The organism is Serratia sp. CY40230, assembly GCF_052168835.1.
In the GTDB taxonomy this organism is placed as follows: Bacteria; Pseudomonadota; Gammaproteobacteria; order Enterobacterales; family Enterobacteriaceae; genus Serratia; species Serratia nematodiphila.
In genome coordinates, this window is record NZ_JBJNLX010000001.1 from 55,839 (window position 1) to 75,203 (window position 19,365).

15 protein-coding genes are annotated in these 19,365 nt (G+C 60.8%); 4 read left to right on the forward strand and 11 right to left on the reverse strand.

Going from position 1 to position 19,365, the window contains the following annotated elements:
* Positions 1 to 48 precede the first annotated feature (48 nt).
* Positions 49 to 669, reverse strand: coding sequence for a helix-turn-helix transcriptional regulator (locus ACJ8IJ_RS00260; RefSeq protein ID WP_442518149.1), 621 nt, complete (start codon positions 667 to 669; stop codon positions 49 to 51).
* Positions 670 to 779: 110 nt separating this feature from the next.
* Positions 780 to 2,237 (reverse strand): amino acid permease, encoded by a 1,458-nt coding sequence (locus tag ACJ8IJ_RS00265; RefSeq protein WP_442518150.1) that lies wholly within the window; start codon positions 2,235 to 2,237, stop codon positions 780 to 782.
* A 619-nt stretch (positions 2,238 to 2,856) separates the two neighbouring features.
* Between ACJ8IJ_RS00265 and ACJ8IJ_RS00270 the strand changes: the two genes are divergently transcribed.
* Entirely contained in the window at positions 2,857 to 4,131 is a 1,275-nt protein-coding gene (locus ACJ8IJ_RS00270; RefSeq protein WP_004937972.1) for a Glu/Leu/Phe/Val family dehydrogenase, read from the forward strand.
* Between the two features lie 39 nt (positions 4,132 to 4,170).
* Here the strand turns inward: ACJ8IJ_RS00270 and ACJ8IJ_RS00275 are convergent, their stop codons facing one another.
* Positions 4,171 to 5,709, reverse strand: coding sequence for a long-chain-fatty-acid--CoA ligase (locus ACJ8IJ_RS00275; protein ID WP_442518151.1), 1,539 nt, complete (start codon positions 5,707 to 5,709; stop codon positions 4,171 to 4,173).
* 135 nt (positions 5,710 to 5,844) lie between these two features.
* On the opposite strand from ACJ8IJ_RS00275, the gene ACJ8IJ_RS00280 reads away from it, so the two are divergent.
* The gene (locus tag ACJ8IJ_RS00280; RefSeq protein WP_004937978.1) at positions 5,845 to 6,414 is read left to right on the forward strand and encodes a DJ-1/PfpI family protein; all 570 of its coding nucleotides are present in this window, start codon (positions 5,845 to 5,847) and stop codon (positions 6,412 to 6,414) included.
* 7 nt (positions 6,415 to 6,421) lie between these two features.
* Here the strand turns inward: ACJ8IJ_RS00280 and ACJ8IJ_RS00285 are convergent, their stop codons facing one another.
* The 5 genes from ACJ8IJ_RS00285 to ACJ8IJ_RS00305 form a co-directional block, all read right to left on the reverse strand.
* Entirely contained in the window at positions 6,422 to 6,775 is a 354-nt protein-coding gene (locus tag ACJ8IJ_RS00285) for a DUF1493 family protein (RefSeq protein WP_004937980.1), read from the reverse strand.
* 155 nt (positions 6,776 to 6,930) lie between these two features.
* Positions 6,931 to 8,373: an efflux transporter outer membrane subunit gene (locus ACJ8IJ_RS00290; protein ID WP_442518152.1), complete on the reverse strand. Its 1,443-nt coding sequence runs from the start codon at positions 8,371 to 8,373 to the stop codon at positions 6,931 to 6,933.
* Between the two features lies 1 nt (position 8,374).
* Positions 8,375 to 11,512: an efflux RND transporter permease subunit gene (locus ACJ8IJ_RS00295; protein ID WP_442518153.1), complete on the reverse strand. Its 3,138-nt coding sequence runs from the start codon at positions 11,510 to 11,512 to the stop codon at positions 8,375 to 8,377.
* 1 nt (position 11,513) lies between these two features.
* Positions 11,514 to 12,656 (reverse strand): efflux RND transporter periplasmic adaptor subunit, encoded by a 1,143-nt coding sequence (locus ACJ8IJ_RS00300; protein ID WP_197753124.1) that lies wholly within the window; start codon positions 12,654 to 12,656, stop codon positions 11,514 to 11,516.
* 124 nt (positions 12,657 to 12,780) lie between these two features.
* On the reverse strand, positions 12,781 to 13,917 hold the full coding sequence (locus ACJ8IJ_RS00305; protein ID WP_442518154.1) for an MFS transporter: 1,137 nt from the start codon (positions 13,915 to 13,917) through the stop codon (positions 12,781 to 12,783).
* 344 nt (positions 13,918 to 14,261) lie between these two features.
* Here ACJ8IJ_RS00305 and ACJ8IJ_RS00310 point away from each other — a divergent pair, with 344 nt between their 5' ends.
* On the forward strand, positions 14,262 to 15,311 hold the full coding sequence (locus tag ACJ8IJ_RS00310; protein WP_280631581.1) for a DAPG hydrolase family protein: 1,050 nt from the start codon (positions 14,262 to 14,264) through the stop codon (positions 15,309 to 15,311).
* Between the two features lie 92 nt (positions 15,312 to 15,403).
* Here the strand turns inward: ACJ8IJ_RS00310 and ACJ8IJ_RS00315 are convergent, their stop codons facing one another.
* The 3 genes from ACJ8IJ_RS00315 to ACJ8IJ_RS00325 form a co-directional block, all read right to left on the reverse strand.
* On the reverse strand, positions 15,404 to 16,150 hold the full coding sequence (locus ACJ8IJ_RS00315) for an IclR family transcriptional regulator (protein WP_004938000.1): 747 nt from the start codon (positions 16,148 to 16,150) through the stop codon (positions 15,404 to 15,406).
* Positions 16,151 to 16,399: 249 nt separating this feature from the next.
* Entirely contained in the window at positions 16,400 to 17,080 is a 681-nt protein-coding gene (locus ACJ8IJ_RS00320) for a class I SAM-dependent methyltransferase (RefSeq protein ID WP_021503722.1), read from the reverse strand.
* 76 nt (positions 17,081 to 17,156) lie between these two features.
* Positions 17,157 to 18,296: an agmatine deiminase family protein gene (locus ACJ8IJ_RS00325; protein WP_442518155.1), complete on the reverse strand. Its 1,140-nt coding sequence runs from the start codon at positions 18,294 to 18,296 to the stop codon at positions 17,157 to 17,159.
* A gap of 143 nt (positions 18,297 to 18,439) precedes the next feature.
* Between ACJ8IJ_RS00325 and ACJ8IJ_RS00330 the strand changes: the two genes are divergently transcribed.
* Entirely contained in the window at positions 18,440 to 19,303 is an 864-nt protein-coding gene (locus ACJ8IJ_RS00330) for a LysR substrate-binding domain-containing protein (RefSeq protein WP_325961831.1), read from the forward strand.
* The last annotated feature ends 62 nt before the right edge of the window (positions 19,304 to 19,365 follow it).

A 19,365-nucleotide genomic window follows, 5' to 3' on the forward strand; every position in this document is an offset into this window, starting at 1 on the left:
ACAAGGGGCGGCCATCGCCGCCCCTTTCTTCCGCCTTTCTCGCCGCCTTTACTCCTGCTTCAATTCCCGCAGGTGCTTGTACACCGTGGCGCGCCCCATCGACAGCACGTTGGCGATGTAATCCGCCGCGCTTTTGGCCTTGAACGCCCCCTGATGATAGAGATCGCTGACCAGCCGCCGTTTCTGCTCGCGGCTCAGCGCGCCGAGCGCAGCGTTCTCGTGCCGCAGCCAGTCATGCAGGAAGGTGTTGATCTTCTCCTGCCAGTCGTCTTTGAACAGCTGTTGCGGCTGCGGCTGCAATCGCGTGACCGATAAAAACATGTCCAGCGCATTGCGGGCGTCCTCGAACATCGCGGTGCTCAGGTTGATGCACAGCAGATAGCTGGGCTTGCCCTGCTCGTCGCGCGCGGCGATGCTCACCGAACGCATTTTTTTGCCGTCCCAGTTCAGCTTTTCATAGGGGCCGGTCACGCCGGCGCCGCCATCGAGCTCGAAGTCTTCCAGCCCGGCGTCATCGCCCGGTTTGCGCTTCGACAGGTTGTTCGCCAGATAGGCAATCTTGTTGGTGGCCAGATCGTGGATCACCACTTCCGCATTCGGGAAAAACAGCGCGGCGATGCCGTCGGCGACCGATCGCAAAAGGTCGAGTTGAGATGAAGAGTTCGGCACGCTGGGGGTCTCCGTATAGCCCGGTTTGGTTTGCGGTTCAGCCGCTTAGCATACCGCAGTTGCCGCCGCTTGCCGAGCGGAGCGGCGGCAAGCGGCGTATCCTTCGCCGGTTATTCCGCCTCGGCGCCGCGCCGATAAAACACGTAGCTCTCGCGCGCCACGCTGTCGCGGACCCGATAGCGCCAGATCAGGCCGAGCGTGGTAAACCACAGCGGCATGCTGCACAACGCGATCAGCGTATCGCGATCGAACACCATCAGCACCAGCGTAAAGGCGAAAAATGCCAGCGTCAGCCAGGCCATCGCTACCCCGCCCGGCATTTTGAAGTGGGAAGCGGCGTGCAGATCCGGCCGCTTCTGGCGATATACCAGGTAGGCGACCAAAATCATGCCCCAGCTGTAAACCACCAGGATCGCCGCCACGGTAGAGACAATGGTGAACAGCGTCATGACGTTCGGCACCAGTACCAGCAGCAAGGTGCCGGCCACCATGCAGAAGCAGGAAAACAGCAGGCTGCGGATCGGAATGGCCGTGGTGCGCGACAGAATGCGGAACTGACCGTGGGCATGCTTTTCCATCGACAGGCTGTACAGCATGCGGGTGCTGGAATACACCCCGCTGTTGGCCGAGGACATCGCCGAAGTCAGCACCACGAAGTTGATCACTGCGGCGGCGGCCGGCAGCCCCGCCCGATCGAACAGCATCACGAACGGGCTGCTGTCCGGCGAGATGTGGCTCCATGAGGTGACGGCGATAATGGTCAGCATCGAGCACACGTAGAAGACGATGATGCGGGCCGGGATCGCGTTGATCGCCTTCGGCAGCACCTTCTCGGGGTTTTTGGTCTCCGCCGACATCGTGCCCAGCAGCTCGATGCCGGTGCAGGAGAAAATGGCGATCTGGAAACCGGCGAAAAAGCCGAAGATGCCGTGCGGCATGAAAATGGCGGGATCGGTGACGTTATGCAGCGAAGCGGTCACGCCGTCCGGCGAAGTCCAGCCGCTGAACACCATCCAGGCGCCGGTAGCGATCAACGCGACGATCGCCACCACCTTGATCATCGCGAACCAGAATTCGGCCTCGCCGAACATCTTGACCGACAGCATGTTGAACAGACACAGAAACCCCAGCGTCAGCAGCGCCGGCAGCCAGGGCGAAACGTTCGGCAGCCAATATTGCACGTAGCCGCCGCACACCACCACGTCGGCAATGCAGGTCACGACCCAGCTCAGCCAGTAGGACCAGCCGAGAAAAAAGCTGGCGCGCGGCCCCAGGTATTCTGAGACAAAATCGGCGAACGAGCGGTAATCGAGCCGCGTGAGCAGCAGCTCCCCCATCGCTCTCATCACCATGAACATGAAAAAACCGACGATGGCGTAAGTCAGTACGATGGAGGTGCCCGATAGCGCGAGGGTTTTCCCGGCGCCCATAAACAGCCCGGTGCCGATGGCGCCGCCGATCGAAATCAGTTGAATGTGGCGCGCACTCAGCCCGCGCTGCAAGGTTTGGGCACAGTGAGGCCCCTCGGCTGAACCTGGGTTCAGCCGATCGCAGTGGTTTTTTGTCATGGTGTTACCTGTCCGTCGTTAAGGCGATTAAGCAACCGATGCGCGGTTGCAGCAGGAATGAAACGCCCGCGGGCGCTCTAACCGGCAAAAAAATTGAGACCAAACGCTGCCCGCCCCGTTATGACAGGGAGGTAATAATAATGGGTACCAAGAAAATGCTCTCGTGAGCCGTCGTATCGCCCACGTTTGGCGTACAAAGCCTGAGCGTGGTGGGTAAACACTACAATATCAAATGGTTATACTTTCCCTTGTGCAACAAAAAAACGACGCCGGAGCCGTTTTAACATTAATTTAACTCTGGCGAGGGGAAATGCCATTGTCAACATGGCAGTTAAATAAAATGAAACTTTTTGATCACATTCAAGCTTCTGAAAAATAGATAAAAAGGGTTTTTATGCGCTTTATATGCATAAATTATGCATGTGATCGCTCACCGCCGACAAAAAGTAATTAACTATTCATTTACCGCTCTGCAGGCGGCGAAAAACCGTCCGCTGGCCCGATGAGAGGGGGGCTAACAACCGGCATAATTAGTGGTAAATTTAGCGTCGCAAAGTGTTATGCGCTTGCTAATCCACGGTTAAACGAAATAAATACCTCTAATATATAAAGGTTGGTTATGGAAAAGCTATCCTACGCTTCAGACAGCAGCACCACCGCTTGGGCTACATATCTGCAACAAATCGATCGCGTCGCCCCTTACCTCGGTGACCTGTCACGCTGGGTTGATACGCTGCGTCACCCTAAGCGCGCTTTGATTGTCGATATCCCGCTGCAGATGGACGATGGCACCATCCGTCACTTCGAAGGTTTCCGCGTACAGCACAACCTGTCGCGCGGGCCGGGCAAAGGCGGCATCCGCTTCCACCCTGACGTCGATCTGAACGAAGTGATGGCCCTGTCCGCCTGGATGACCATCAAGTGTGCCGCGGTCAACCTGCCGTACGGCGGCGCCAAGGGCGGTATCCGCGTCGACCCGTTCAAACTGTCTGAAGGTGAACTGGAGCGACTGACCCGCCGCTACACCAGTGAAATCGGCTTCATCATCGGGCCACAGAAAGACATTCCTGCGCCGGACGTCGGCACCAACGCCAAAGTGATGGCCTGGATGATGGACACCTACTCCATGAACCACGGCACCACCATCACCGGCGTGGTCACCGGCAAACCCATCCACCTCGGCGGCTCCCTGGGCCGTGAGAAAGCGACCGGCCGCGGCGTGTTCGTCACCGGCAGCGAAGTGGCCAAGCGTCTGGGCGTGCAGATCGAAGGCGCCAAAGTGGCGGTACAAGGCTTCGGTAACGTGGGCAGCGAAGCGGCCCGTCTGTTCGTCGGCGTCGGCGCGCGCGTCGTCACCATCCAGGACCACTCCGCTACCCTGTTCAACGCCGACGGCATCGACCTGGCCGCGCTGACCGAATACCAGGCCAAGCACAAGCAGATCGCCGGCTTCCCTGGCGCCAGCGAGATCGAGAGCGAAGCGTTCTGGTCGGTCGACATGGACATCCTGATCCCTGCGGCGCTGGAAGGCCAGATCACCCGCCAGCGCGCCGAAATCCTCAGCGCCAAACTGGTGCTGGAAGGGGCTAACGGCCCAACCTTCCCAGAAGCGGACGACATTCTGCGTTCCCGCAACATCACCGTGGTTCCGGACGTTATCTGTAACGCCGGCGGCGTAACGGTCAGTTACTTCGAGTGGGTGCAGGACATGGCGAGCTACTTCTGGAGCGAGTCCGAGATCAACGAGCGTATGGACAAGATCATGACCGACGCGATGGTCCACGTCTGGAACAAGGCCGCCGAGAAAGAGTGCAGCCTGCGCACCGCCGCTTACATCGTGGCCTGTGAGCGCATCCTGACCGCACGTAAAGAGCGCGGCATCTACCCAGGTTGATGCCCGTATTCCGGCCTGCCCCGGCAGGCCGGATTTTCCTCAGCGCAAACAGCGTTTCAACACCTTACCGGTACTGGTCATCGGCAAGCGTTCGACAAACTCGACGATACGCGGATACTTGAACGCCGCCAGCCGCTCCCGGCTCCAGGCGATCAACGCTTCTTCCTCGATCGGTTCTTCCGTTTCCTTCAATACCACCACCGCTTTGATCTCTTCGCCCAGCGAAGGATGCTCGACACCGATCACCGCCACCAACGACACCGCCGGATGGCGAATCAACGCCTCTTCAATCTCGCGCGGATAGACGTTGAACCCGCCGCGAATGATCATGTCCTTGGCCCGATCGACGATGAAATAGAAGCCGTCGGCGTCGCGGCGCGCCAGATCGCCGGTGCGAAACCAGCCGTTTTCCAGCACCTCCGCCGTCGCTTCGGGGCGATTCAGATAGCCTTTCATGATGTTGTAACCGCGCACCGCGATCTCCCCCACCTGATCGACACCGTCGATCGGCTGCCCGGTGACGTCGAGCAAGCGAACCTCCACGCCCCAGATCGGTTGGCCGATGGAGCCGGGTTTGGTCACGCGGTGCGGATGGTTAAAGGTGGCGACCGGGCTGGTTTCCGACAGCCCATACCCTTCGAGAATATTGACGCCGAAGCGGCGCGAGAAATCCTCCAGGATCTGCACCGGCAGGCTGGCCCCGCCGGACACCGCCATACGCAGCGTGCTGCGCAAGCGTTCGATATCCGTGTGCTCATCCAGCGCATTCAACAGCGCCCAATACATGGTCGGCACCCCGGCGAAAAAGGTGATGCCGTGCCGTTGCATCAGCGCGATGGCCTGTGCGGCGTCGAAGCGCTCGACCAGCACCAGGGTGGCGGCGGCGGCAAATCCGGCGTTCATCTGCACCGTCGAACCAAACGTGTGGAACAGCGGCAAGGTTACCAGGTGACGATCGGGATTCGCCTCTGAGCCGTCGAACAGCCGCACCGATCCCAATGCGTTGAGCACCAGATTGGCGTGGGTCAACTCCGCACCCTTGGCCCGGCCGGTGGTGCCGCTGGTATAGAGCACCACCGCCGTGTCGCTTTCGAGCGTTGCGGCAGACGCGAACTCAGTGGACTGTGCGGCTATCGCCTGGTTGAAACGCTCCCCCTCGAGCGGCAGCCGATCGCCGATAATAAACACCTCGCGGCATTGTTCCGCCTTCGCCGCCGCCCGCAGCGCCTCTTCCCCCAGCGGCAGAGTGCTGCTGCCTTCGAAACAGAACAGCGCCACCGCCGCCGAATCCGCCAGGTAATAGTCGAATTCGGCGCTTTTAAGCAAAATATTCAGCGGCATCACCACGGCGCCGCTTTTGAGAATGCCGTAGTAGATAGCCGGAAACTCCGGCCGGTTTGTGCAGGCCAGCGCCACCCGTTCACCGGGCTGCACGCCGCGCGCGACCAGCAAATTCGCCACCCGGTTGGCCATTTCATTCAGCGCCCGATAGCTGAGCGGGATATCGTCCTGTATCACCGCCGGCCGCTCCGGCCAGGTACGCGCACTTTCTTCAAGCAAGGCAGCCAAATTCAGCATCGGGGATCCTCCCTGGGGTTGAGCGACGAGAAAAGCGCCGCAGTATCACGAGTATAGATAGGCGCTTTGCGGTTCGCATTCCCAGGGGGGCTGGGCTATACCTTAGGCATTCCCCCTCCTGCAGGAGTTGTGATCATGAGCAAGAAAAAGATCCTGATGCTGGTCGGCGACTACGCCGAAGATTATGAAACCATGGTGCCGTTTCAGGCATTGCAGATGATCGGCCATTGGGTGGACGCCGTGTGCCCCGGCAAAGCCGTCGGCGACTATATCCAGACCGCGATCCACGATTTTGACGGCGCGCAGACCTACAGCGAGAAACCCGGCCACCGTTTCACCCTGAACGCCGACTTCGCCGCCGCCAAAGAAGAGCACTACGATGCGCTCTTGATCCCCGGCGGTCGGGCGCCGGAATACCTGCGTCTGAACCCCGACGTGATCGCGCTGGTACAGGCGTTTGACGCCGCGAAAAAACCGATCGCCGCCGTTTGCCACGGCCCGCAGCTGCTGGCGGCGGCCGGAGTGTTGAAAGGCCGCACCTGCAGCGCCTACCCGGCCTGCGCGCCGGAGGTGCGGCTCGGCGGCGGTCATTATGCGGAGATCGGCATCGATCAGGCGCACGTCGACGGCAATCTGGTCACCGCCCCGGCCTGGCCGGCGCATCCGCAGTGGCTGGCGAAGTTCGCTGAGGTATTGGAGCAGTAATGCGGCGCTAACGGAGCTGCTCGATCAGAAAATGGATGTCGTACAGCCAGCGTTTGGCGCGCGCGGAGCGCACCAGCATAGACACACACAGCGGCCGGGTGTGTTCTTTACAGGCGGAGGGAGAAAACCAGCGCCCGGTATTGCTCGGCGGCTGGAAATACAGCTCGTGGTTATAGTTGCCGCTGTCGACGCCGAAGGTGTCGAAGTAGCGGCGCATCAGCGTGTTGGAGTCGCTGAACGACAGATTGAGCACGGTGTTAATCTCGGTTTCCGGGGTGATGGCCACGCCCTTCTGCAGCCGCCCTGATGCGTTGAAGGCGGCGATAAGCGCGATGACCTGTTGCTGAATGTCTTCTGCCATGACGACCTCGAGCCGATATGAAGAAAAAGTGAGTGCAATTACCTGTCTGACTCTGCCCGCCGCGGCGAGTTCGGGCCGCCGCGCGGGTTTTCCGTTTCTTTACACTTTCCATAAAAAACGCGCGCAGCCAAACGCCCGGCGCGCGCGGTCGAAGGTTAGCGGCTAAGCGTCGTCTTGTCGGCGATGACGCCATCCCCCTGCCGCTCGGCGGCAACCCCGCCGCCCAACACTTTATACAGGGTCGCCTGATTATCGTACGCGGTCTGCTGCGCGGCGATCAGCGACTGCTGCGCCGTATACAGCGTGCGCTGCGCGTCCAGCACGGTCAGATAGCTGTCCACGCCCTGGCGGTAGCGCAGTTCGGCCAGACGATAATATTGCTGCGCCGCCGCCACATAGCCGGTTTGCGCCGCCAGCTGTTCCCGCAGCGTGGCTTTGCGCGCCAGCGCGTCGGCGGTTTCCTGAAATGCCGTCTGCACCGCTTTCTCATAGGTGGCGACATACAGATCTCTCTGCGCTTTGCTGTAGTTCAGTTGCGACGTGTTATAGCCGCCGCTGAAGAGCGGCAGGCTGATGCTCGGGGCGAATGACCAAACGCCCGCGCCATGGCTGAACAGCGACGAGAGTTCACCGCTGCCCACCCCGCCGCTGGCGGTCAGGCTGATCGACGGGAAGAACGCCGCCCGCGCCGAGCCGATATTGGCGTTGGCGGATTTCAGGTTATGCTCCGCCTGCAGCACGTCCGGCCGCGTCAGCAGCACCTGCGAAGAAACCCCGGCCGGCAGGTCGCGCATGATCCCGCCCAGCGCGTCGATGCCGCCGGGCAGCAGGTTTTCCGGCACGCTTTGCCCCACCGCTAAATCCAGCGCGTTTTTCGCCTGCGCGGCGCTGGTCGCATAGCTGGCGGCGTCCGATCGCGCCTGTTGATAAACGGTCTCCGCCGACGCCACGTCGACCAGCGACGAGATGCCGTGCTGCTGGTTCTTGCGCGTCACCTCCAGCGACCGTTTGGCGCTTTCCATCGTCTGCTGCGCCACCGCCAGATTGCTGCGCTCGGCCGCCACCGCCACCCAGTCGGTGACGATGTCGGCGATCAACGTCAGGCGGGTGCTTTTCGCCGCCTCCGAGTTCGCCAGATAGGTTTCGAACGCCGCCCGCGACAGGCTGGCGTTTTTGCCGAACAGATCCAGCTCAAAGGCGCTGACGCCGGCCTGCGCTTCGTAACTCTGGCTGATGGCGGTGGCATTGCCGTTGCCGGTCAGCGAACGCCCGCGACTGCCGTCGGCGGTGGCGTTGATCGTCGGCAACAGCGCTGCCCGCTGCTCACCGTACAGCGCGCGCGCCGAGGCGATATTGGCGATCGCCTCGCGCAGATCGCGGCTGCTGCTCAGCCCCATCGCCACCACCTGGCGCAGCCTGGCGTCCTGCACATAGTCGCGCCAGGCGACGTCCGGGTAGCTCAACGCCTGCTTGCCGGCGGCCTCGCCCTGCGGCAGGTTGGCGGGCACCGGCGCCGCCGGGCGCTGGTAGTGCGGATCCAGCGACAGACACCCGCTCAGCAGCAGCGGTAAAGTTAACATCATGACTCGTTGCAACACGTTATTCTCCTGCCTGCGACGGCGAGTTGGCGGGCCGACGGGTAAACATGCGTCGCACCAGCACATAAAACAGCGGGACGAAAAAGATCGCCAATGCGGTGGCGGTGATCGTGCCGCCGATAATGCCGGTACCGATGGCGATGCGGCTGTTGGCGCCGGCGCCGCTGGATACCGCCAGCGGCAGCACCCCGGCGGTAAACGCCAGCGAGGTCATCAGGATCGGCCGCAGGCGCATGCGCGCCGCGTGAACCGCCGCGCCAATCAGCGTTTCACCGCGCTGGTGCATTTCCTCGGCGAACTCGACGATCAGAATGGCGTTTTTTGCCGACAAACCGACGATGGTCAGCAGCGCCACCTGGAAGTAGATATCGTTCTCCAGCCCGCGCAGCGTGATCGCAAGCAGCGAACCGACGATGCCCATCGGCACCACCAACATCACCGCAAACGGAATCGACCAGCTCTCATACAGCGCCGCCAGGCACAGGAACACCACGATGAGCGAAATGGCGTACAGCGACGATGCCTGGCCGCTGGTCAGCCGCTCCTGATAGGAGAGCCCGCTCCAGGAATAGCTGCTGCCGGCGGAGAACTTCGCCGCCAGTTTCTCCATCTCGCTCATCGCCGTGCCGGAACTGACGCCGGCGGCGCCCTGCCCGGTGATCTCGAACGACGACAGCCCGTTATAGCGCGACAGGTTTTCCGGGCCGTAGATCCAGTGTGAGGACGCAAAAGCGGAGAACGGCGTCATGCTGCTGTCGCCCGCTGCGTTGGTGCCGCGCACAAACCATTTGTCGAGATCTTCCGGCTTGGCGCGATACGCTACGTCGCCCTGCATATAGACTTTTTTCACCCGGTTGCGATCGATAAAGTCGTTGACGTAGGTGCTGCCGAACGCGCTGCTAAGCGTGCTGTTGACGTCGCCGGCGCTCAGGCCGAGCGCCTGCAGTTTGCCGCTGTCGATCTCCACCTGCAGCTGCGGCGTGTCCGGCAAGGTGTTGGCGCGCACCGCCAACAGCGACGGATTGCCGGCGGCGGCGGCGACGATCTGATCGCGCATCGCCTGCAGCTCGGCGCGGGTGGTCGCCCCTTTGGCCTGCAGTTCGAAGGTGAAGCCGTCGGACTGGCCGAAGCCGTCGATCGCCGGCGGGCTCATGGAGAACACCTGGGCGTCGCGCAGCGAGGCGAAATGCGCCATGGCGCGCTTGGCGATGGCGTCGGCGGTGTTTTCGCTGCCGCCGCGCTGGCTCCAGTCTTTGAGGCTGACGAACGCCATGCCGGCGTTTTGCCCGCTGCCGCTGAAGCCGAAACCGTTGATGGTGAAAATGGTGCTGACGTTGGCCTTTTCCTGGTTGAGGAAATAGGCGGTCACCGCTTCGCTCACCGCCGAGGTGCGCGCATTGGTGGCGCCGGCCGGCAAGGTGTACTGCACCATCACCGACCCCTGATCCTCATTGGGCAGGAAACCGGTCGGCAAACGCAGATACATCACGGCGGTGGCGATCAGCAGCAGGCCGTACAGCAGCAGATAGCGCGTCGGCCGGTGGATCACCCCGCCGACCTTGTCGGCGTACTTCTCCTGCAGCCGGTTATAACCGCGGTTGAATTTACCCAGCAGCCCTTTGTCGGTCTGTTCTTCATGCGACGCTTTCAGCAGCGTGGCGCACAGCGCCGGCGCCAGCGTCAACGCCAGCACCACCGACAGCACCATCGAGGAGACGACAGTGATCGAGAACTGGCGGTAGATCACCCCGGTGGAACCACCGAAGAACGCCATCGGCAGAAACACCGCCGACAGCACCAGCGCGATGCCGACCAGTGCGCCGGTGATCTCGCGCATCGATTTCTCCGTCGCCTCGCGCGGCGGCAGCTTATCTTCACGCATCACGCGTTCGACGTTTTCCACCACCACGATGGCGTCGTCCACCAACAGCCCGATCGCCAATACCATGCCGAACAGCGTCAGGGTATTGATCGAGTAGCCGAACGCCGCCAGCACGCCGAAGGTGCCCAGCAACACCACCGGCACGGTGATGGTCGGGATCAGCGTGGTGCGCAGGTTTTGCAGGAACACGAACATCACCACCACTACCAGGACCACCGCTTCGAACAGCGTTTTCACCACCTCCTCGATCGAGATGTTGATGAAGTCGGTGCTGTCTTTCGGGTAGGCCACCTTATAACCCTGCGGCATCGCGCTTTGGTATTCCGCCACTTTGGCCTTCACCAGTTTGGCGGTGTTGAGGGCGTTGGCGCCCGCCGCCAGCTTGACCGCGATCCCCGCCGCCGGGTGGCCGTTGAGGTGCGCGCTGGCGGAGTAGTCTTCGTTGCCCAGTTCAACCCGCGCCACGTCGCCCAGCCGCACCAGCGCCCCGCTGCTGTCGCTTTTCAGGATGATATTGCGGAACTGTTCCGGCGTTTGCAGCCGCGACTGCGCCTTCACCGTGGCGGTCAGCTGCTGGTCGGCGGCGGCCGGCAGATCGCCGATTTTACCGGCGGATACCTGGGTGTTTTGCGCCTCGATCGCCGTCTGCACGTCGGAAGGCATCAGCGCATAGCTCGCCAGCCTGGTCGGATCCAGCCAGATGCGCATCGCGTATTCCGAGCCGAACACCTGAACGTCCCCCACGCCCTCGATGCGCGACAGCGGATCCTGCAGGTTGCTGACCAGATAGTCGGAAATGTCGGCCATCGTCGCCTTGTCGGTCTCGTCATACAGCCCGACGATCAGCAAAAAGCTGCTCTGGGATTTCTTGACCGTCACGCCTTGGGCGGTGACCGCGCTCGGCAAGCGGCTTTCCGCCTGCTGAACTTTGTTTTGCACCTGCACCTGCGCGATATCCGGATCGGTGCCCTGATCAAAGGTGACGTCGATGCTGACCGAGCCGCTGGAGCTGCTGGTCGAAGAGAAATACAGCAGGCCATCCAGCCCGGTGAGCTGCTGCTCTATCACCTGGGTGACGCTGTTTTCCAGCGTTTCCGCGTCCGCGCCCGGGTAGGTGGCGGAGATGGAAATCTGCGGCGGTGACACGTCCGGGTACTGCGAGATGGGCAACGAATTGATCGACATCAGGCCGCACAGCATGATGATGATGGCGATCACCCAGGCGAACACCGGCCGCCGGATAAAGAACTGCGCCATATCACTGCTCCCCGCGTTGGTTTTTGTCGACCGAGACTTCAACCGGTTTCACTGCGGCGCCGATCGTCACCTTGCTGGTGCCTTCGACGATCAGGCGATCGCCTTCGTTCAGCCCGCTGCCGATCAGCCAGTTGCTGCCCACCACCCGTTCGGCGCTGACGGTGCGCTGCGCCACTTTGTTTTGCTCGTCGACCACCAACGCGGTGGCTTCGCCCTTGGCGTTGCGGGTGATGCCCTGCTGCGGCGCCAGAATGGCTTTGGGATCGACGCCGTTATCCACCGTGGCGTGGATATACATGCCGGGCAACAGCTCATGTTCGGGGTTGGGGAACACCGCGCGCAGCGTGACCGAACCGGTAGCCTCATCCACCGCCACCTCGGTCAGCTCCAGCTTGCCGGCATGGGCATAAGACGTGCCGTCCTCCAGCTTGATGGCGACCGGCGTGACCGCGCCGCGCTGTAACGCCGCCTGTTGGCGCCGCAGTTTAAGCAGCTGGGCGCTGGACTGGGTAAGGTCGACATAGATAGGATCCAGCGCGCGGATGGTGGTCAACGCATCGCTTTGGCCAGCGGTCACCAACGCGCCCGGCGTCACCGACGAAATACCGATGCGCCCGGCGATCGGCGCACGCACCTGGGTATAGCCGAGATTGATGCGCGCCGTCTCCAGCGCCGCCTGGTACTGCGCCACCGACGCCACGGCCTGCAGATACGCGGCTTTGGCGTCGTCTGCGTCCTGTTTGGAAACGCCGTTTTCTTTCACCAACGCCGCATAGCGCTGCGATTTGAGCCGGGTGGATTGCACCGTAGCCTGGGCGTTTTTCAACTGGGCGGCGGCCTGATCGTAGCTGGCCTGATAGCTGGCGGGGTCAATTTGATACAATACCTGCCCGGCTTTCACCTCGGCCCCTTCGGTAAACAGCCGCTGCTTGATGATACCGTCGACCTGCGGCCTCACGTCGGAGGTCATGGTGGCGTTGACCCGGCCGGTCAACTCGCTGCTCAGGGTCACTGACTGGCCGCGCAGCGTGACCACGCCGACCTCCCGCTCACCGCCCGCTCCCGCCGGCGCGTCGGCGTTTTGCCCATCGCAGCCGGCCAGCAACAGCGACAGCCCCAGCGCTAAAAGCGTTTTCCTCTGCATTGCAATACGATCCTGTTGAGAATGACTATTCTCAATATATCGAATGCCGCAATGCGCTTCTGAAAGGGTTGCGTAAGGATTGCGTAAAATCTTTTCGGGCTGGAAAACGCGCAGCGCGGTGGGTTTACCCTAATCTGCGCGCAAGCGTCAGCGCCAAAATCGTGGCGATGCTGATACCCGCCGCTCCCAGGAAAACGGCGGATGAACTGCCGGGAATGAACGCCATAAAGGATGACAAGAACTGGCCGGAGAAAATCGCCATCGATAAATAGGCCAGATTTCGCCCCCGGGTGCGGGGGGAGCTTTGTTCTACGGTCATATGATTAACCAACGGCACCGAGAAGCCGAACCCGCATCCCATCAGAATGCCGCCGGCAACAAATGCCGCAGTGCCGTGCGCAGAGGCGAAGAGCAGATGCGCTGCGGCATAACAGACAAACGCCGCGCCAAGCGCGCCGTTTTCTCTGAGTAAAGCCACCAACCTGGGCATCAGCGCGGCGGCAAAAACGGCGATAAGCGAGATAAACGACAGGAAGTATCCCGTTTGCGCCGCCCCGATATTCATGTGGTGGAAATGCTGCGGGATGACAATGATCCCGGTGAAGAAGCAGATCATGGAAAGCACAGCGGAAAAATAGACCGCGGTTAATCTGCCGGCGCCGGTGGAAATGGCATCACCGCGCTGAACGTTGTCTGATTCGCCCACATCGGACTGGGGTTTGGGCACAAACAGCAACTGCATCGCCAGCAACACCCAGGCGACAAGATACAACAGGAAGGGCCAGCGCCAGCCGAGCGTCGCCAACAGCCCGCCGATAAACAGAAAGATGACGCCGCCCAGCTCGATCGACATGCCTTGCGAAGCGATCATTTTCAAGCGCGCCTGCCCGCTGTAAAAAGCAGAAATCAGACCGGTGCCGGCTGACATCACGATCGCCGTGGCGCCGCCAAGCAGCAGGCGGTCGAGCATCACCGGCCAAAAGCCGCGAAGCAACAGCCCCCCCGCCCCAAGCAGGCCATACAACAACAGCCCCCAGCTGAGCGCCGCGTAAGCGCCCGCCTTGTCAATAAAACGTCCGGCGAAGGGGCCAAATATCACCACGCCCAACGACGGCACGGTGACCAGCCAACTGGCCGCGGAAGGCGTGCCCAACTGGCTCGCGATCTCCGTCAAACCGGGAACGATCACGCAACCGACCATGATCGTCAGACAGGCCACGGCCAAGAGCGTAAACGCCGCCATTTTTCTTAATTCACGCATAGAGTGCCTCACTGAAATATCCGATATATGGATATAGTATCCACAATTCGGACGGTATTCTTGAGGCTTCTGCCCAACATGTCAACGCGCGAACTGTAAATCGAATGTCAATCCTACCCTGCCAACGTCGGCAACCCCTCAGTTATTACCTGCAATGGCTGGCCGGCGCTTTTTGGCAATCCATGCGCTTTGTCACTCAATGAGCGTTGACATCGCCCACATCCAGCAACAGAATAATAACCATTATTCGGATGAATGATCCATCATTCGGATAATTCAGAGTCAATATCAACCACACCACATCTCGCTGCCGTCAAGTCGGCGACAACCTAAGTGAGGATCTCATGAGTAAAGAAATTTCACGTCGTAATATCATCAAACGCATTCCGCTGTTGGCTGGCGGCGCCTTGCTTTCTCAATCCCTGCTGTCTTCCGCCATGGCGGCGCCATCATCCGCCCTACCGGCGGCGACGCGGAAAGGCGCGTTTACTGATGCGGGCGCATCGCTCGATAAGTCATTGATTTCCTACTATCAGGTGCCGATGCAGAAACGCTTGAAGATCAATGAGAAAGGCATTCAGGGCAAGCCCTATGCCGAGTTCTTCGACAGCAATCTGGATGCGCCCGTAGAGATGATCCGCGCGCTGGAACAGGGGCCGTTGGCAAAAGAACACATTCTTCAACCCACGAAAGCGGGCCTGAAAACCCTATTGGAACGTTTTGACGAGTTTCCGGTATCGGGTTACGCCGTCGTTGAGGATGGCGGCCCCTGCGCCTATGCGCAAAGCCGCCATATTTTTCCGGGCGTGACCACGGAGATGTTCAAGTGGTGGTTCTGCTGGCACCCGATCGAGAGCGAACGCTATTATCTGTGGTTCCCGCATGCTCATATCCACAACTCGGTTGTCGATCCCAAGCGTCTGGCAGATACCCGTCTGTCCTACACTGAGCGGCTGTACGGCAACCCGAACCACATTACCGAGTACATTGGCGATAACTATCTTGACGGCGTTATCCATTTTAATGCGCCGGAAAGCTTCGGCATCGAGAGCGAGTTGCTCAAAAAGCATCGCTTTACCTTTAACGCCAGCGGCATCATCACGCCTTATGATGCGCAATCAACGCCGCTGGTGCTGATGATTCATCTGGGACGCGACACGCCGCAAGGGATGGAAATGGTCAACCGTTACTGGATCGGCACGCATGAATCCTGGGATAGATTCGACAAGTTCCCGGACGGCGGAAAACGCTCGCGCGAATACATCGCAAAAGCGGGAATGACGAAAGCGTCGCTGGAAGGCTTTGCCTATGAAATGGCCGTCCACGATATGACGGAGTTCTCTTCGCTCGGCCGTTTTCTGCCTGAGATTTATGCCCGGTTCGGCAACAGCTGACTGCCGCCTTCCCCTCGCCAACGCAGCGCCGGGGGCGAGGCATGCTTGCCCATGCGGCGTTTAGCGCCTGCCGGGCCAAACGCCCCGGCTTGTTATGCCAGCATCGCCTCGATTTCCGCTTTGCACTGCATCAGCGAACCGAGCAGATGGTCAAACTTTTCCTCGAAGCGCATGGCCGGAACCGCAATGGATATGGCGTAAAGCTCGTTGACGCCGATATTGAGGTAAACGCCGACGCCACAGACGCCGCGAGCGTGCTCTTCGCGATCGATGGCGTAACGACGGATCCTGGTTTCCCGAATGTCCTCCAGTACGGATGAGACGGTTCTGAGGGTATTATCCGTTCTGACATCCGGCTGGCCGCCAAGCAGATCCGCAATCTTTTCGTCAGGCAGCTCGGCCAGAATGGCTTTGCCATGCGCCGTGCAGTGACACGGAAAGGCGGTGCCAACGGCTGATACGACGCGAAGTTCCTGATCGGAAACAAACTGGCCTACCGATACTGCGTGGCTGCCGCGGTAAACGCACAAATCGACAGTTTCACGCGTGCGGCGGCCAAGCGTTTCCATCGCCGGTTTTGCAAGGGTGATCACATCCGTATGCGCGGAAGCCGCCAGGCGGGCGAGCGCCGGCCCTAATTGAACGCCGCCGCTGCCCATGATGAGCAGCTGTTGCGATTCAAGCGAGGTGACCAAACGGTGTACGGTGGTGCGCGGCAGCCCCGTTTCCCGGGACAATTGAGAGATGGTCATACCCTTCGGTTGAGTTTCCAGCGCCCGCAGCAGGGTGGCGGCCCGGGCAATCACCTGTGAGCCGCTATTATCCGCATCATTACTCATCGTGATGTTCCACATTGAATGGGGTCAGGGACGAAAGAATATCACAGGTTGTCCACATATTGGATAGGTGGACAAGATCCATGGAAAATCCCCCCGCCTACCTGCCTCATCACAGATACCAGGATTTTTTAGAGCAACACAGTGAGATAAAAGCAATAGCTCCCCCCCATGATATTCAGGATGGCAGTCTGCCCATGCTTCATCATCGCGCAGGCGCCTACGCCAACAGCCTCGCGTACCTACGGCTTTTTACGGCTTCGCCAATCTGAACACCGTTTTGGTGTGCCAATAGTAGTCGATCGCCGCCGCGATATTCGGCATCCAACCGTCCGGCTCATAGGGCACGAAGCCGGAAAAACCCAGCCTGCGGGCAGAGACCTGGAACCCCGCGCCGGAGAAAATGCGCGCATAGTCGTCCAGCGAGCGATCCTGCACCACGGTATGCGTCTGTTCAGCGACCCTTGCGCGCCATTGCGGCCACAGCGGGTTGTCGGTGTGGCAACCGGTCACCGCATAGTAAACGCCGCCCGGTTTCAGCGCCCGCAGCATATCGGCGGCATGCTGCGCGATATCTTCGATCAGGTAGATGACTTCATGGCTGAAGGCGATATCGAAATGGTCATCCCAGCCTGTCAGCCGCGTGTCGGTTTGATAATCGATCGGCAGGTTTCCTTTCAGGCGATTGGCGTGTTCGACGGACTGGCGGGCGATATCGACGCCGAGCCCTTCACGAAATGGCCGGATTTGGTGCAACAGACGCAGAAAACCGCCCTGATTGCAGCCGAAGTCCAGCACCCTGACGCCGGACAGTTCGTGTTCCGGCACCAGAGTTAGCAGATGCCGCCAGATAGGCGCATGGCCTTCGGCCATGGCCTGCTCTGCGTGCGGATCGCGATACCAGGTGGGAATGCTCAAGGATGAGTCGTTCATGATGGCCTCCTTATGTTTCCACTCAGCCAACCACAGCCTATGGCGACAAACAACCGTGCGCGCATTTTTTGAACATTCACTGCTCTGGTTTGCCATGCACCGGCAGCTGGCTGGTCACGCAGTGAATGCCGCCGCCGCCGGCCGCGATGGCGTCGATCTCCAACTGCACCACCTTGCGCTGCGGATAGAGCGCCGACAACAGCGTAAATGCCGCCTTATCCGCCTGCGGGTCGCCAAATTCAGGGGCGATCACCGCGCCGTTGATCACGAAATAGTTGATATAGCCCGCCGCAAAGTCCGGATTGTTACGGCTGAAACGGCTGTCGCGCGGCGCCAGCGGCGGCGAAAGCGTATGCACCTGCAGCTTGCGGCCGTCGGCGTCGGTCGCTGCCTTGAGGATCGCCAGATGCGCCTGGGTAACCGCATGATCATAAGAGGCCGGATCGGTGTCCAGGTTGGCCACCACCACGCCCGGCCGCACGAAACGGGCATAAAAATCGACGTGGGCGTCGGTGATGTCCCGGCCTTTAATGCCCGGCAGCCAGATAATTTTGCGCAGGCCGAGCATCGCCTTCAGCTCCTGCTCCACCCGATCGCGGTTCCAGCCTGGATTACGGTTTGCATTCACCCAACTGCTCTCGGTCATGATGCCGGTGCCGCGCCCATCCACCTCAATGCCGCCGCCTTCGCCTACCAGCGCGCTGCGGCGCGGCTGAGCGACGCCGTATTTTTTGGCGGCGAACGCCGCCAGACGCGCATCCCTGGCATGCTGCTGCTTATCGCCCCAGCCGTTGAAGTTGAAATCCACCGCGCCCAGCGCACCGGCGTCGTTGACGACGAAATTGGCGCCAATGTCACGCATCCAGATGTCATCCAGCTCGGTGACGACATAGCTGACGTTCTGACTGCCGCAGGTGGCCTCCGCCAGCTGCCGTTCGTGCGCGTGGCAAAATACCGTCAGCGGCTGAAACTCGGCGATGGCGCGGGCGATGCGCCCCTGCGCTGCCTGCACGTCCGCCGTGAACCCGCCCCAGATGGCCTTCTGGGCGCCGAAGGCGAGAAACGCCCGCAGCTGAGGTTCCCCTTCGTCGGGCATCCGCCAGGCCGGATTAAGCGCAGCTTCTGCGTGACCGCGTAATAGAAAGCCCAACGATGCCGTCAAGCCGACGCCGGCCACCGCCGAAAGCTGCTTGATGAAGGTGCGACGCGTTGACATAAACAACCTCTTTTAATTAATTTAAATTCAAATGGTTAGCCGAGATCTTTACGCTCCGGCACTTGAATCTCATGCTAGTCTTCCCTCGCCACCGCGACAAACGATATATTTAGCGGATATCTGATTAGACAGGCTTATCGATAATGTTAAAACACTGGCCCCCCTTGAGCGCCCTGCGCGGTTTCGAAGCGGCGGCGCGCCTGGGTAGTTTTCATCAGGCTGCCGAAGAGCTGCACCTGACCCAGTCGGCCATCAGCCAGCAGATCCGCAGCCTCGAGGCGTTTCTGGAGCAGCCGCTGTTCTTCCGCACCGGCCGCAGCGTAACGCTGACCGACGCCGGCCACGATCTGTTCAGCACTGCGCAGGTGATGCTGCAACAGTTGGCCGTCGGCATTCGCCGTTTGGATCAGTACCGCAAACCCAATCAGCTGATCGTCAATACCACCCCGGCCTTTGCCCGCCACTGGCTCGCGCCGCGGCTGGGCGAGTTCAACCGGCGACATCCGCAGATCGATCTGTGGCTGTTCACCAGCTTTGAACCGCCGGATATGGCGACGGACAGCATCGATCTGGCGATCCGCGACGATCTCAGCGCGCAGGCGGACTGCACCTTTAACGTTCTCTGTACCGACCGGCTCTATCCCGCCTGCCACCCCAGCCTGCTGGCGTTGGCGCCGGAGCAGCGCGTGACCTTGCATGGCGAACGCGAGATGGACTGGAGCCACTGGACGGTGGCGGGCGGCGCGCACGTCGGCCAACGCGACAGCGGGCTGAACTTCTCCGATCCAGGTCTGCTGCTGGACGCCGCCTGCAACGGCCTCGGCATCGCGTTGGTCAGCCAACTGCTGGCGCAACACGCGCGCGACGTCGGGCTGCTGCAGCCGTTAACCGAGCAACGCGTGCGCGGCGCCAACTGGGCGTGGCTGCTGCACCGCGACAGCGAACACAATCCGCTCGCCCGTCACTTCTGCCAATGGCTGCAGTCGGCGCTGCCCGCCGGCGCATAACGCGTCACGTCACGATTTGCTACTCTGGTCAGGCGGCCCCGCCTGACCGCTGCTACCTTCAA

Bases quoted from the DNA above. Each gene is read 5' to 3' on its own strand.
- ACJ8IJ_RS00270 (WP_004937972.1), top strand. From the start codon at position 2,857: ATGGAAAAGCTATCCTACGCTTCAGACAGCAGCACCACCGCTTGGGCT.
- ACJ8IJ_RS00325 (WP_442518155.1), bottom strand. From the start codon at position 18,296: ATGTCAACGCGTCGCACCTTCATCAAGCAGCTTTCGGCGGTGGCCGGC.
- ACJ8IJ_RS00280 (WP_004937978.1), top strand. From the start codon at position 5,845: ATGAGCAAGAAAAAGATCCTGATGCTGGTCGGCGACTACGCCGAAGAT.
- ACJ8IJ_RS00285 (WP_004937980.1), bottom strand. From the start codon at position 6,775: ATGGCAGAAGACATTCAGCAACAGGTCATCGCGCTTATCGCCGCCTTC.
- ACJ8IJ_RS00295 (WP_442518153.1), bottom strand. From the start codon at position 11,512: ATGGCGCAGTTCTTTATCCGGCGGCCGGTGTTCGCCTGGGTGATCGCC.
- ACJ8IJ_RS00320 (WP_021503722.1), bottom strand. From the start codon at position 17,080: ATGAACGACTCATCCTTGAGCATTCCCACCTGGTATCGCGATCCGCAC.
- ACJ8IJ_RS00300 (WP_197753124.1), bottom strand. From the start codon at position 12,656: ATGCAGAGGAAAACGCTTTTAGCGCTGGGGCTGTCGCTGTTGCTGGCC.
- ACJ8IJ_RS00275 (WP_442518151.1), bottom strand. From the start codon at position 5,709: ATGCTGAATTTGGCTGCCTTGCTTGAAGAAAGTGCGCGTACCTGGCCG.
- ACJ8IJ_RS00265 (WP_442518150.1), bottom strand. From the start codon at position 2,237: ATGACAAAAAACCACTGCGATCGGCTGAACCCAGGTTCAGCCGAGGGG.
- ACJ8IJ_RS00305 (WP_442518154.1), bottom strand. From the start codon at position 13,917: ATGCGTGAATTAAGAAAAATGGCGGCGTTTACGCTCTTGGCCGTGGCC.
- ACJ8IJ_RS00315 (WP_004938000.1), bottom strand. From the start codon at position 16,150: ATGAGTAATGATGCGGATAATAGCGGCTCACAGGTGATTGCCCGGGCC.
- ACJ8IJ_RS00310 (WP_280631581.1), top strand. From the start codon at position 14,262: ATGAGTAAAGAAATTTCACGTCGTAATATCATCAAACGCATTCCGCTG.
- ACJ8IJ_RS00330 (WP_325961831.1), top strand. From the start codon at position 18,440: ATGTTAAAACACTGGCCCCCCTTGAGCGCCCTGCGCGGTTTCGAAGCG.